This window comes from Nocardiopsis sp. LDBS1602, from assembly GCF_035818715.1.
GTDB lineage: Bacteria > Actinomycetota > Actinomycetes > Streptosporangiales > Streptosporangiaceae > Nocardiopsis > Nocardiopsis alba.
In genome coordinates, this window is sequence record NZ_JAYLVW010000011.1 from 18,119 (window position 1) to 31,481 (window position 13,363).

13 protein-coding genes are annotated in these 13,363 nt (G+C 72.2%); 7 read left to right on the top strand and 6 right to left on the bottom strand.

Annotated features, from left to right (window positions below; translation table 11 throughout):
- Positions 1-249 precede the first annotated feature (249 nt).
- Positions 250-1,434, top strand: a complete 1,185-nt coding sequence (gene manA, locus U9J66_RS23295; RefSeq protein WP_026125358.1) for a mannose-6-phosphate isomerase, class I — start codon at positions 250-252, stop codon at positions 1,432-1,434.
- A gap of 112 nt (positions 1,435-1,546) precedes the next feature.
- Positions 1,547-1,921 carry an FKBP-type peptidyl-prolyl cis-trans isomerase gene (locus U9J66_RS23300; protein WP_326338747.1) on the top strand — a complete coding sequence of 125 codons (375 nt, stop codon included), beginning with the start codon at positions 1,547-1,549 and terminating at the stop codon, positions 1,919-1,921.
- 83 nt (positions 1,922-2,004) lie between these two features.
- On the opposite strand, the gene U9J66_RS23305 is transcribed toward U9J66_RS23300, so the two are convergent.
- Positions 2,005-2,970: an NAD(P)-dependent alcohol dehydrogenase gene (locus U9J66_RS23305; RefSeq protein WP_326338749.1), complete on the bottom strand. Its 966-nt coding sequence runs from the start codon at positions 2,968-2,970 to the stop codon at positions 2,005-2,007.
- A gap of 47 nt (positions 2,971-3,017) precedes the next feature.
- Between U9J66_RS23305 and U9J66_RS23310 the strand changes: the two genes are divergently transcribed.
- The gene (locus U9J66_RS23310; protein ID WP_326338751.1) at positions 3,018-3,719 is read left to right on the top strand and encodes a TetR/AcrR family transcriptional regulator; all 702 of its coding nucleotides are present in this window, start codon (positions 3,018-3,020) and stop codon (positions 3,717-3,719) included.
- A gap of 22 nt (positions 3,720-3,741) precedes the next feature.
- Here the strand turns inward: U9J66_RS23310 and U9J66_RS23315 are convergent, their stop codons facing one another.
- Positions 3,742-4,917 carry an acyl-CoA dehydrogenase family protein gene (locus tag U9J66_RS23315; protein ID WP_026125357.1) on the bottom strand — a complete coding sequence of 392 codons (1,176 nt, stop codon included), beginning with the start codon at positions 4,915-4,917 and terminating at the stop codon, positions 3,742-3,744.
- A gap of 186 nt (positions 4,918-5,103) precedes the next feature.
- On the opposite strand from U9J66_RS23315, the gene U9J66_RS23320 reads away from it, so the two are divergent.
- A complete protein-coding gene (locus tag U9J66_RS23320; RefSeq protein ID WP_014913415.1) occupies positions 5,104-5,742 on the top strand; it encodes a TetR/AcrR family transcriptional regulator in 639 nt (212 codons plus the stop codon).
- Positions 5,743-5,787: 45 nt separating this feature from the next.
- Here U9J66_RS23320 and U9J66_RS23325 read toward each other — a convergent pair whose 3' ends face one another.
- Positions 5,788-7,434, bottom strand: coding sequence for a hypothetical protein (locus U9J66_RS23325; RefSeq protein WP_326338753.1), 1,647 nt, complete (start codon positions 7,432-7,434; stop codon positions 5,788-5,790).
- On the bottom strand, positions 7,419-8,210 hold the full coding sequence (locus U9J66_RS23330) for an ABC transporter ATP-binding protein (protein ID WP_026125356.1): 792 nt from the start codon (positions 8,208-8,210) through the stop codon (positions 7,419-7,421). The genes U9J66_RS23325 and U9J66_RS23330 overlap by 16 nt, the downstream gene beginning before the upstream one ends.
- Positions 8,211-8,384: 174 nt before the next feature.
- On the opposite strand from U9J66_RS23330, the gene U9J66_RS23335 reads away from it, so the two are divergent.
- The 3 genes from U9J66_RS23335 to U9J66_RS23345 all read left to right on the top strand — a co-directional run bounded on the left by U9J66_RS23335 (position 8,385) and on the right by U9J66_RS23345 (position 10,850).
- Positions 8,385-9,614: a sensor histidine kinase gene (locus tag U9J66_RS23335; RefSeq protein ID WP_326338755.1), complete on the top strand. Its 1,230-nt coding sequence runs from the start codon at positions 8,385-8,387 to the stop codon at positions 9,612-9,614.
- Positions 9,611-10,303 (top strand): response regulator transcription factor, encoded by a 693-nt coding sequence (locus tag U9J66_RS23340; RefSeq protein WP_014909103.1) that lies wholly within the window; start codon positions 9,611-9,613, stop codon positions 10,301-10,303. The genes U9J66_RS23335 and U9J66_RS23340 overlap by 4 nt, the downstream gene beginning before the upstream one ends.
- Positions 10,304-10,403: 100 nt before the next feature.
- Entirely contained in the window at positions 10,404-10,850 is a 447-nt protein-coding gene (locus U9J66_RS23345) for a carboxymuconolactone decarboxylase family protein (protein ID WP_326338756.1), read from the top strand.
- A 52-nt stretch (positions 10,851-10,902) separates the two neighbouring features.
- Here U9J66_RS23345 and U9J66_RS23350 read toward each other — a convergent pair whose 3' ends face one another.
- Positions 10,903-12,018, bottom strand: a complete 1,116-nt coding sequence (locus U9J66_RS23350; protein ID WP_326338757.1) for a hypothetical protein — start codon at positions 12,016-12,018, stop codon at positions 10,903-10,905.
- Positions 12,019-12,067: 49 nt separating this feature from the next.
- Positions 12,068-13,177, bottom strand: coding sequence for a hypothetical protein (locus U9J66_RS23355; RefSeq protein WP_326338759.1), 1,110 nt, complete (start codon positions 13,175-13,177; stop codon positions 12,068-12,070).
- Between the last annotated feature and the right edge of the window lie 186 nt (positions 13,178-13,363).

Genomic DNA, 13,363 nt, shown 5'->3' on the forward strand with positions numbered 1-13,363 from the left:
GTGTCGTCGGAAGGTGATCGTGTGGTGCTGTTCACGTGTCTCGGATCATGATTTACTTCCCAGTAACTTCGTGGCCGAGGCCGGTTCCCGGACCGACCTCGGGCCCGCACGCCGGCTGAGGTGAGGCGTGCACTACCTCGAGGAGTGGGGCGTGCCGTGTCGACCCGAGAACGTCTCTTCGCCAGACTGTTCCCACCTCACCAGGGTGTCCACGGGGTGAGAGAACACAGACTGGAAAGCGGGGAGCGGATGCACAGGCTCACCAACCAGGTACGACCGTACGCCTGGGGAGCGCGCGCCGCCATCCCACACCTGTTGGGGGTCGAGCCCGACGGCGGACCCCAGGCCGAACTCTGGCTGGGGGCCCACCACGGCGCCCCCAGCACCGTGCACTGCGAGGACGGCTCCAGACCCCTCCCCACCCTGATCGCCGACGACCCGCACCGCGTCCTCGGCCCCGAGACCACCGCCCGTTTCGGCGCCCGCCTGCCCTACCTGCTCAAGTACCTGGCCGCGGAGGCGCCCCTCTCCCTCCAGGTGCACCCCGACGCCGCCCGCGCCCGTTCCGGCTACGAGGCCGAGGAACGCGCCGGCATCCCGGTGGACGCCCCCCACCGCAACTACCGGGACCCCCACCACAAGCCCGAGCTGCTGCTGGCGCTGGAACCCTTCGACGCCCTGTGCGGTTTCCGCGAGCCCTCCGCCGCCCTCGCCGACCTGGTCGGACTCGACTCCGAACTCGCGGCCCTGCTGCGCGACGATCTGTCGAACCCAGATACCCGGATCGCGCTGCGCGCCGCGCTCACCCGCCTGCTCAGCCTGCCCGAGGCCGACCGCCCCCGACTGATCGACGCCTTCGTCACCGAGTGGGCCGAGCGGGGACGGCTCTGCGCCCACGCCGGAATCATCACCGACCTGGCCGACCGCTACCCGGCCGACCCCGGCGCGGTCGCCGCCCTGCTGCTCAACCGCATCACCCTCTGGCCGGGGCAGGCCCTCTTCCTGCCCGCCGGCAACCTGCACGCCTACCTCCAGGGCACCGCCATCGAGGTGATGGCCAGCTCCGACAACGTGCTCCGGGCCGGGCTCACCGGCAAGCACGTCGACGCCCCCGAACTGCTCGACGTCGTCGACTTCTCCGTCCTGCCCATCCCCTACGCCCGCCCCGACCTCCTCGACGGACGCCGCGAGTTCCGCCCGGCCGCCCCCGAGTTCGCCCTCCACGAGATCGGCCCCGGACGGATCACCGCCTACCTGCCCGGGAACGGGCCCACCGTGGTGCTGGCCCTGCACGGCGACGTCGAACTGGTCGCCGAGGTCGGCGAGGGCATGCTCCTACGGCGCGGTGAATCGGTGTTCGTGCAGGCCGACAGCGGTCCCATCAAGGTGGAGGGACACGGTCACGTGATCGCGGCGACCGTCGGCTCCGACTGAGAAGCGCGGTCGCCCATCGGTGCTCGTCCCGGCCGGTCGGAGCTTCGGGAGCACTCGGACATCACCGATAACCTTGGCCCTCGACGTTCACATGAATCAGAGAGGACCCACCATGGCGCTCGAACGCCCCGAGATCGACTTCCTCGACGGCCCCCCGCCCACCGAGCTGAAGATCAGGGACATCAAGGTCGGTGAGGGCGACCAGGCCGGTCACGGCAGCAAGGTCAGCGTCCAGTACGTCGGCGTCGCCTTCTCCACCGGTGAGGAGTTCGACGCGAGCTGGAACCGCGGCGAGCCCCTGCGCTTCCAGCTCGGTGCCAGGCAGGTCATCCCCGGCTGGGACCAGGGTGTCATGGGCATGCGCGTCGGTGGCCGTCGCGAGCTCATCATCCCGCCGAACCTGGCCTACGGCGACCGCGGCGCCGGCGGTCTCATCAAGCCCGGTGAGACCCTTGTCTTCGTCGTGGACCTGGTTGACGTGGCCTAGGCCACGCCTCCACATCGGGGGTGCCGAGGAACGGTGCGCACAGCCCTTCCTCGACGCCCCCGTGTTCTTGCGGGCGACCTCTCTCAGTCGACCTTGACCACGTACTTCCCCCGCACCCCACCGGCCTCCAGGGCCCGATGCGCCTCGGCCGTCTCCTCCAGGGAGAAGACCGTGTCCACCGCCGGGACCAGCGACCCCTCGACCACGTGGCGGGCCAGATCGTCGAAGTCCTTTCGACGGGGGTCGCCGCTGAAGAAACGCACCCGGCCGCGCCCGTGGACCGCGCTGAGCGCGATACCGCCGAGCGACCCGACCGGACGGGACAGGTCGAAGGCGATGGCGACCATGCGACCGCCCGGGTTCAGAAGGCCCCGCAAGGCCGGCAGCCCGGTCCCGACGGTGTCCATGACCACGTCGAAACGGCCCAGGGCCTCGAGCGGGGTCGACCGGTGGTCGACGGCCTCGTGCGCCCCGAGGTCGCGGACGAAGTCGAGGTTGGCGTCCCGGGCCAGCGCGGTGACCTTCGCGCCGTAGGCCCGTCCGAGTTGGACGGCGGCGTTGCCCACACCGCCCGCCGCGCCTCGGATGAGAAGCCGTTCCCCCGGCCGCAGCCGGGCCTTGTCCCGCAGCGCGGTGACCGCCGTGGTGGCGACCGGCAGCGCGGCCGCCGCCACCGGGTCCGTCCCGTCGGGGATCCGGCCCAGCCGCTCGGGGGAGGCGACCACGTACTCGGCCGCGCTACCGAACCCGGAGGTACGGCCCAGCACGCCCCACACGGGCTCACCGATCGCGAACCCCGTCGCGCCGACGCCCAGGGCGGCGACCTCACCGGCGAAGTCCAGCCCCGTCCGCTGAGGGAAGCGCCGACCGGTCAGGATCCGGACCCGCCCGGCCCGGGCCGCCGTCTCACCACCGTTGACGCTGAACGCGCGCACACGCACCAACACCTCTCCCGGCCCCGGCTCGGGACGCGGCACCCGGGCCGTGTAGAGCACCTCGGGAGGGCCGTAGCGGTCGAAGAGGACCGCCCTCATCATCCGATCGTCCATGACTCCACCTTCGTGACGGGGATCCGGGGCCGACCGTAGGCTCTGCGGTGGACGCGATCGTCCGTACGGACCGGAAGTGGGAGACGGTGATGGCGGGATCCTCTCGGATCGGGGACACCGGAGGCATGCGGGCCGACGCCCGACGCAACAGGGAGCGTGTGCTCGTCGCGGCGCGCGAGGTCTTCGCCGAGCGGGGGATCGACGCCCCGGTGGCGACGGTGGCCCGGAGGGCCGGGGTCGGCGTGGCGACGCTGTACCGCCACTTTCCGACCCGGGACGACCTGGTCCGGAGCGCGTTCGAGCGACAGATGCGGACCTGCGCGAACGCGCTCGTGGACGCTCTGGCGGACCCCGACCCCTGGGAGGGGTTCGTCCGACTGGTCGAGACGCTCTGCGAACTCCAACGGGAGGAACGGGGGTTTCCGGCCGCGTTCATGGCGACCTTCCCCGAGCGGGCGAACGAACACGCGCGGGTCCGGGCACGCGCCGAAGGGGATCTCGTGCGTCTGATGCGCCGTGCGCAGGCCTCGGGCGCCCTGCGGTCCGACTTCCACCCTTCCGACCTCGTCCTGGTCATGCTGGCGCACGCCGGTCTGGTGGCGACGCTTCCGGACGACGAGGCGGCCTCCCGGAGGCTGGTCGCCTACCTGCTCCACGCGTTCCGCGCCGACACCTCCGGAGCGAGACTGCCCCCGCCGGCCCCTCTCTCGCTGCACACCCTGCCGGACACGGCCCACCGCCCCCGGTAGCGGGAACGATGGGCGCGTACGGTCAGGTCAGGCCCGCGCCGACCTTCACGTGGCCCTTGAGCAGGTCGCGGGCGATGGTGCGCCGCTGGATCTCGTCGGTGCCCTCGAAGATGCGCAACAGCCGCAGGTCGCGGTAGAAGCGTTCGATCGGCAGTTCGCGGGTGTAGCCCATGCCGCCGTGGATCTGGAGGACCCGGTCGACGATCTCGTTGGCCTTCACGCCCCCGAACAGTTTGGCGATCGACTGGGCGTGCCGGGAGTCCCGCCCCTGGGAGACCAGCCAGGCGGCGTGCAGCACCAGCAGCCGCAGCGCCTCGATCTCGGTCTGGGAGTCGGCGATCATCCACTGGATCGCCTGCCGGTCGGCGATCGGCGCCCCGAAGGTCTCGCGCGTCCGGGAGTACTCGATCGCCATGTCGAGCAGGCGTTCGCAGCCGCCCAGGGCGCGGGCGGGCAGCAGGTAGCGTCCCTTGCCGATCCACCGCATGGCCAGCGCGAAGCCGCGGCCCTCCTCGCCCAGGACGTTGGCGTTCGGGACCCGCACGTCCTGGAAGACCAGGGAGGCGGGGCGACGCTCGCCCATGGTGTCGATGGGCTCGGAGGTCCACCCCATGTCGCGGTCGACGAGGAAGCAGGTGACGCCGCCGTCGGCGCCCTTCTCGGGGTCGGTGACCGCGAACACCAGGGCGAAATCGGCCTCGTTCCCGCCGGTGATGAAGGTCTTCTCGCCGTTGAGGACCCACGCGTCGCCGTCCCGGACGGCGCGGGTGCGGATGGCCTTGGCGTCGGAGCCGGCGCCCGGCTCGGTGATGGCGAAACAGGACCGGAGTTCGCCCTCGATGGTGGGCAGCAGGTAGCGCCGTCTCTGCTCCTCGTCGGCGTGGTAGAGGATGTTGTCCGCCTCGCCGCCGAACTTGAAGGTCAGGAAGGTGCGGCCGAGTTCGGTCTCGATGAGGGCCTCGGTGACCGCGTCCAGCCCCATGCCGCCGTACTCCTGCGGGGTGGACACGCCCCAGAAACCGGAGGAGCGGGCCAGGGAGCGCAGCCCGTGGCGTTCCTCGGCGGTCAGACCGGGCGGGTGCCCCTGGCGTTCGCGGCGCAGGGCCTCGTTCTCCAACGGCATGAGTTCGCGTCGTACGAAGGTCCGCACCCAGTCCCGGATGGCCCGTTGTTCTTCGCTCAAGGAGAAATCGATCACGGCCGCTCCCATTAACCTAACGGTGTTCGGTTATACGAAGGTACGACGTGGTCGGCGATGACCGCAAGGGTGGTCGTCTTCGAGAGGGGCGTCGGCTCCGAGACGGCCGCAGGACGTCGTGCGATGATCGGCGGACGCCGGACCGACCGGCCCCGTGATGGCCCAGCGCAGAAGGAGACCCTTTCCGTGGCCCGACCCAAGACGCCGATCCTGAGCAAACCGGTCATCCGGCGGGCCGCGCTGGAACTCCTCGACCGGGACGGGCTGGAACGGCTCTCCATGCGCAGGCTCGCCGAGGAGCTGGACGTGCGGGCCGCCTCCCTCTACGGCCACTACCGGACCAAGGAGGAGCTGCTCGGCGACATCGCCGACGAGGTCACCGCCGACATCGACGTCTCGGGCTTCGAGGGCGGGGACTGGCGGGCCGGACTCGCCACCTGGGCCCGCTCCTACCGTGCGGCCCTGATCGAGCATCCGAACCTGCTGCCGGTGATCGCCTCGGGGCCCGGACGGAGGGAGGAGGCGCTCCGCCGGGCCGACGTCGTGCACGGAGGTCTGGTCGGAGCCGGATGGCCGCCGCGCTACGCCACCATGATCGGCGCCTCCACCAAGTACCTGGTGGTCGGAGCCGCCACCCGCTCCTTCGCGCGCGGTTTCGACGACGACGCGCGCGTCTACCGTGACCGGTACCCCAACCTCTCCCAGGCCCACCTGCTGGCGGAGGTCGCCACCGAGATCGACGAGGACAGCTTCGAACTGGCGCTCACCGCCTTCCTCGACGGCCTGACCCCCGTCTTCGAGACGGTCCGGACCTCCCGGGGATGACCGGGCCCCGGGCCGCCGTCCACACGGCCCGGAACGCCCGGAACCTCACGAACCGGTCGGACGGGTGTCCTCGTTCGTGCTCAGAGCGGTCCGTTCCAACAGATCGAGCGGGTCCCCACCGGACCGGGGCAGCGACCGTTCCGCCACCCGACCGCCGTAACGGATCCGGGCGAAGGTCTCCGGCAGACGCGCGGCCAGCCGCCGGTGGGCCAGCCGACCCAACAGCCAGGCCCCCGCGGCGCCGTTGACCAGGGCGACCGGGACCGCCCACCAACCCCCCGCCAGCAGGGCCACCACGATGGTGGGGGAGGACAGTGGCGGGATCGCGATCAGCGACGTCCACACCTGGACCCGGGTGTCCCCGGTGTCGTTGGCGTCCACCCGCAGATGCGGTTCCACCCCGGGGGTCGCCGCCACCACGGACAGCAGGACGGACAGACCGTTGCCCACCCCGAGGACCACCAGCAGCCCGGCCAGCACGTACGGCGACGCGTCGGGCTCCCCGGATACGAGGACGGAGACCAGGCCCAGCAGGAGCGTGCCGGGCACGATGAGCAGGGCGATGGCGATCTGACGCCCGCGCACGTCGGCGCGGACCGTGTCCCGGCCCTGCCCCACGACGGTCAGCCACAGGGCGCTGCCGTCGTGGCCGTACATGTTGGAGCCGCCCATCGCCATGACCAGCGCCGTGAACACCCCGGCGGACAGCGTGATCCATGGACGGTCGGCCATCAGCCCGAACAGGCCGATGAACAGGCCCGCGTACAGGGCCGACCGCAGCTCCAGGGCCCGCCAGGGGTCCCGCCACCAGGAACGCAGTTCCTTGCCGACGACCGCGCCCAGTGGACCGTCCGGAAGGAGGGGGAGGCGCCTCGTCGAACGTCGACGCCCGAGGGGACGTGAACGCCTTCCCCGACCTCGGGCGTTCACGCGCGGGGCCAGCAGACGCACGGTGGCCAGCACGGTCGCCGCGGTCAGCAGGGTGAAGGCCCCCAACAGGCCGAAGGCGGCGCCCCAGGCCCCGGAGGCGGCGGCGTCCACGGCCGCGATCGGCCACGAGGTGGGCAGGGCCGCCAGGACCGTGACCACCGGGGCCGGGAACCCCCGCTCGGCGAGGTCCCCGGCCGCCGAGAGGGCGGGCCCGATCGCCGCCCAGCCGAAGAACAGGCCGGCGACGATCAGCCCCCACTGGACCGAGGCGATCTCCATGCCCACCCTCGTGTGCATCGCCGCCCCCAGCGCACGGAACACCAGACGGGAGAGGGACACCATGAACACCACCGACAACAGCATCCCCAGCAGCCCCAGGGAGAGGGTGGCGGGCTCCGAGAGCCAGGCGTGACGGGCCGTGGACGCCATGGCCACGAGGGTCAGCGCCGGCCCGACCCCCACGAACGCGGTCGCCCACAGACCGGTGCCCACCTGTGAACGCTCCAACGGCAACAGGGTGAAGTACTGCGGGCGCAGCACCCCGACGCCGTTGGTGATGGTCGGCCCCAGGATCCAGGCACCGGCCCACACGGCGCCGAGCAGCATCAACAGCTGCGACCTGACCTCGGCGGAGGAGGCGACCACGGTGACGTACCAGGTCAGAGCGGCCCCGCCCACGAGCAGAGCCAGGGTGCCGCCACGCGTCCCAGAGGCGCCGTGCCGCCCCAGGGTGGATTCGAGCCGGATCAGAACCCCAACCACGCCAGATCCCCCTCCCCGACCTCACGAGCGCCGACCAACCGGACGAAGGTGTCCTCCAAGGCGGGGTCGTCTCCGCGCACCAGGTCGAGCGGCCCGTCCGCCAGCACCCGACCGTCGGCGATGATCGCGACCCGGTCGGTGATCCGTTCGACCAGGGCCATCACGTGACTGGAGATGATCACGGTGCCGCCGCCGTCGGTGTAGCGGCGCAGGATCGCGGTCAGCACGCGCGCCGACACCGGATCCACCGCCTCGTAGGGCTCGTCCAGGACCAGCACCTCGGGTGTGTGCAGCAGGGCCGTGGCCAGCCCGATCTTCTTGCGCATCCCCGTCGAGTACTCGGCGATCAGGGTCCCGTTCCGTTCGGCCCGATCCAGCTCCAGGATCCGGAGCATCTCCTCGCTCCGGTCACGCGTGAGATCGCGATCCAGGCCGCGCAGCCGCCCCCAGTAGTCGAGGAGCTCGCCGCCGGTCAACCGCTCGGGCAGGGAGAGACCGTCGGGCAGGACGCCCAGACGACGTTTGGCCTCGACCGGTTCGGCCCACACGTCCACGCCCAGGACACGGGCGGTGCCCGAGTCGGGCCGCAGCAGACCCACCGCCATCGACAGCGAGGTGGTCTTCCCCGCCCCGTTGGGGCCGACCAGCCCCGTCCACGACCCCCTCGGCACGGAGAGGCTCACCCGGTCGGCGGCCCGGGTCTCATCGAAGGTCTTGGTCAGCGAGTCCAGCTCCAACGCCGGCACGCTCTCTTCGGGTCCGTGAGCGCTTGTCATGTCCCCATCGTGAGAGCCCGTGTTCGAAGGGCGCATCGGCCGTACGGACATCCGCGGTCGGTCGGGCGACCACTTCCCCCTCCGACCGGCGCGCCCACGCCGGCCGGACGGTCGAGGCACCGGAGAAGAACCCGTTCTACCCTGGGGACTCGGACGATACGGAGGGGGAGGGACATGGAACGGAGCCGTCGGGACCTGTCCGTGGACGTCCTGCTCACCGTGTTCGTACTGGTCTGCGGACTCTTGGCCTTCTCCGCCTACGGGAACGACCTGCACCCCACCGACCGGGTGCCCACCTGGGTGCTGTGGGCGGACCTGAGCTGTCTACCGCCGGCCTGCGTCGCCCTGTGGTGGCGGCGCTCCCACCCTCTGGCGGTCGCCACGGGGATCATCCTGGTCTCCTCGTTCTCGGTGGCGGTGATCGGCGCCCTGCTCGTCTGCCTGATCTCCCTGGCGATCCACCGGCCGCCCCTCATGGCGATCGGCGCGGCCACCCTCGCCACGGTGCTGTCCCTGCCCTGGGCACTGCTGGTCCCGGTCACCCCCGGCGCCGTCGGGGTGACGATGGTCGCGATCGTCATCATGCTCAACGCCTGCGTGGCCTGGGGCGCGGCCATCCGCTCCCAACGAAGACTCGTCGAACGGCTCCGTGAGGACGTGCGACGAGAGCGGGAGATACGGGAGGAGCGCCTGGGCCTGGCCCGGGTGGAGGAGCGCCGCCGGATCGCCCGCGAGATGCACGACGTCGTCGCCCACCGCATGTCCCTGCTGTCCGTGCACGCCGGAGCCCTGGCCTACCGCACTGAACGGGCCGAGAGCGGGCGGGGCGAACCCCCCACACCCGCCGAGGTGGGCGCCGCGGTCCGGGTGATCCGCGACAACGCCCACCGCGTCCTGGACGAACTCGGCGACATCCTCGACGTGCTGCGCTCCGGCGACCTCGCCGGAGAAGAGGGCGGCACACCTCAGCCGCGATTGACCGACCTGCCCCGGCTGGTCGAGGAGGCGGTCGACGCGGGAGAGCGGGTCCACGCCTCCTTCGACCTGCCCGAGGACGCCGAACCCCGCGACCAGGTGCAGCGCACCGCCTACCGGGTGGTCCAGGAGGGGTTGACCAACGTCCGTAAGCACGCCCCCGGGGCGAGGACCACGGTCGAGGCCTCGGGGGCTCCCGGGCGGGCGCTGGAGATCGTGGTGGTCAACGCGCTGCCGGTCGGCCGGGCGGGGCGCGAGGTGCCGGGGACCGGGGCGGGGCTGGCCGGGCTGAGCGAACGCGTCCGCTTGGACGGCGGGAGTCTGGAGTACGGGCCCGAGGAGGGCCGCTTCCGGCTGGCCGTCGTCCTCCCCTGGCCCGAGGAGGGGGCCGACGCCTCCAGGAGGAACGACCATCGAAAGGTGCCGTGAAGGTGACCAGACCCCTGATCAGAGTCCTGCTCGTGGACGACGACCCCCTGGTCCGATCCGGGCTGCGCATGATGCTCTCCGGTGACGGCGACATCGTGATCGCGGGGGAGAGCGAGGACGGGGCGGGCGTCCGCGAGGCGGTCGCCGAATGCCGGCCCGACGTGGTCCTCATGGACGTGCGCATGCCGGTCATGGACGGGATCGCCGCCACCGAGGAACTGCGGTCGGGGAACGCCCCCGGGCCCCAGGTCATCGTGCTCACCACCTTCGACGCCGACGCCACCGTGGCCCGGGCCCTGCGCGCCGGAGCCGCCGGCTATCTGCTCAAGCACACCGACCCCGAACGCATCGTGGAGGCGGTACGACGGGCCGCCTCGGGAGAGCCGGTGCTGTCGCCGAGCGTGGCGCGCGCCCTGATGGACCGGGTCGCCGGTCAGGACCCCGAGGAGCGCTCCTCCGGGGCGGACCGCAGGGCCCGGGCCCGAGCCCGGCTCGCGCTGCTCAGCGCACGGGAACGCGAGGTGGCCGAGGCGGTGACGGCAGGACTGTCCAACGCCGAGATCGCCGAACGGTTGTACATGTCGATGGGGACGGTCAAGGCGCACGTGTCCAGCGCCCTCACCAAACTGGACCTGAGCGGACGGATCCAACTGGCGCTGCTCGCCCACGACGCCCGCGACCCGGACTGACCCGGGTCGACGCGGCTCCTCGGGGGGTTGCCGACCTCGGGCGAGGGGCCGGCCGTAGCATCGGCCTCGACAGGACGACCGATGGTTGAGGAGGCGCCCCATGGCGAACGAACGCGTGGTCTGGGCGAAGAAGGTCCCCCAGGTCTACAAGAAGCTGGACGAGATCGACCAGGTCATCGCCGAGGAGCTGGACATCCGGCTGCTCGAACTGGTCAAGCTCCGCTCCTCGGTCCTCAACGGCTGCTCCTTCTGCGTGGACCTGCACACCCAGCGCGCCCTCAAGGAGGGGGAGAGTCAGCAGCGGCTCTTCTTGGTGGCCACCTGGTACGAGGCGGGCGACATCTTCACCCCGGCCGAGCGGGCCGCCCTCGCCCTCACCGACGAGATGACCCGCATGGGCGATCACGGGGTGTCCGACGAGACCTACGCCGAGGCCGCCGAGCACTACGACGACACCGAGCTCGCCGCCCTGATGTCGGCGATCGCGATGATCAACCTCTACAACCGGCTGGCCGTCACCAGTCGGCTGCACGTCAAGAAGCGCTGATCCGCGCCCGTGTCCGCCGGACGACCGGCGGACACGGGCAGGGCCTTGTCCGCTAACGGTGGGCGACGCCGAAGTCGTGGGCGGCGCCCACCAGTGCGTCCAGGTCGGCGCGGAGCCCGGCGTCGGTCAGTACCTCGGGAACCGCCGTGCGCAGCCCGCCCGGGGCCAGGGTTCTCAGGGCCCTGCGCGCCGCGGGCGTGGGCGAGCGCAGATCGGCGGTGGGGATCGGGGCCCACAGGGCCGTCACGGCCGCCGTCAGCCACAGTTCGTACGTCGTCCCATAGCCCAGCGCCCCCTCCAGTCGATGCCCCGCCTCGGCGGTGTCGAGCCACAGGTCCAGGGCCTCGACCACGGACCGACGCGAGGTCCCCGAGCGTTCGGCCTCGGCCCGGACCAGACCGTCGTGACGGTCGTACACGCCTCTGTCGATGTCCCGACGGACGATCGACGCGCGGGCCCGACGCCAACTCATGAACGGGACGCGCGCGGGGGAGCGCAGCACCCGGGGCGAGGGCGCCGGATCCCCCTTCTCGCGCAGCAGGACCGAACGGCGCACCCCCATCCGGTGGGCGTTGCCGACGAGGCTGAGGTCCCCATCGTGCTCGATCAGGTTGGGCACGGTGACCAGGGCCGGACGGCCGACCCCTTCCAGGAAGCGGGCCGTCGCCTCGTCGTCGGGCTCCTCCTCTCGGCCCTCGGGGGACACCGAGGCCACCAGCCGTCGGGCCAGGGGCGTGGGCATCAGGATCCCGACCGTGGGCACGTAGCGGTCCGCGCACTCGGCGAGCCCGTATCCGCCCAGGGCCGCCCAGCGCGCCATGGTGGCGGTGCCCGATCCCCATTCGCAGAACAGGCTCAGGACCCGCTCGGGGTGGGCGGCCACCATCCGGGTCAGAGCCTCGACCATGCCGGGACACGGCTCCGCGTCGTCCTGGAGGACCAGATGGTGGGTGGCCCCCTCGGGGGCGGCGGCCCAGGCGGCGAGCGAGGTGCGCAGGGTGGTGGGCGGGCCCTCGGGCGAGGGGTCGGTGACCACGGCGGGGGAGAGTTCGGGGAGGGAGTCGGCCAGGCGCCGCGCGGCCTCGGCGCGGTCGGGGTGGCTCATCACGGCGCAGGAGATCCGGACGCTCGACGTGGTCTCGGCGGATCGGGTGGACGGGTCGATCATGAAGGGAACCTCGTCTTCCGGAAGGGGGAGATGGGCGGGGCGATGAGGGTCATGTCCACCCCTTCGGGATCCGGCCGTGGGCCGCCCCGTACTCCAGCCCGGCCAGGACCAGGTCGACGACCTCGGCCTCGTGGCGGGCCAGGGCCTCGACGTCGACGAGGCATCGGAGCGCCCCCGGGGCCAGGGAGGCCAGGGCCGCGCGCACCGTCGGTCCGTCGGCTCGAGAGCGTAGGGAGTCGACGACCTCCGGCCATCGGGAGCGGAGCACCACCCCTTCGGCCACCACCGTGTGCCACAGAGCGGTCAGGTGCGGTTCGGGGACGACCTCGGAGAGGGTGCCCGCCTCGATCCCCTTCCGCAGGGCCTCGGACCGATCGTCCTCGGGCAGACCCCACGCGTCGAGGACCTCGGCCAAGGGGCGGTGCGCCTCCGGGACGTCGTGATCCAGGTCGATCAGGACCGGGGTGCCGATGTTCCAGCGCAGGAACGGCAGGAACCGGGGCGGTTCGAGGACGGCGGGGGAGAGGTCGGCCGCCGGAGATGGGGTGAAGCAGGCCGACCGGCGTATCCCGTGGTCGGAGTTGCCCACCAGGCTGGGCCGGTCGTCGTGTTCGACCGGGTTGGGCACCGCGACCAGCGGGGTGAGCCCGGAGCGACGGACGAACCTCAGCACCGCGCGGTCGTCCGCCTCGTCCTCGTCCGCCGTGGCCAGGAAGCGGCCGAGCGCTCTCGCGTGCTCCGCCGGCAGCGCCAACGCGACGGTGGGCACGTAGGGGTTGACCACCGGCACCGCTCCGGCCCCGGTGTACACCGCCCAGCGGGCCAGGACGGCGGTGCGCGAACCCCACTCGACGAACAGCGAGACGGCGGCCTCGGGGTGGGCCCGCAGGACCCGCTCCAGGGTCGCGGCGAACCCGGCGGCCGGTCGGGCGTCGTCCTGGAGGACCAGATGGTGGCCGGCCCCCTCGGGGGCGGCGGCCCAGGCGGCCCCGGCGGCGCGGAGGGCCGAGGGCGGGCCCTGGGGATCGGGGTCGGGGATCACGACGGGGGAGAGCTCTGGCAGGGAGTCGGCCAGGCGCCGCGCGGCCTCGGCGCGGTCGGGATGGCTCATCACGGACACGGATACGGAGGGCGAGAGGCCGGGACGGGGGGAGGTCATGACTTCGACCCTACGTTCTCCGGAGACGCTCCCCCCGGTCGTCCACAGGCCCTTTTCCGCGTAGGGAGTGTTCTCGTCCGGTATCGGTCGGGCCGGTCCGCGGTGAAGGGGCGTGAGGCGCTCTCTCGCCGGGTGACGAGTGCGGACGCCCCCACCGTGCCGAGCCTCGCGGGGGCCGAACACGGA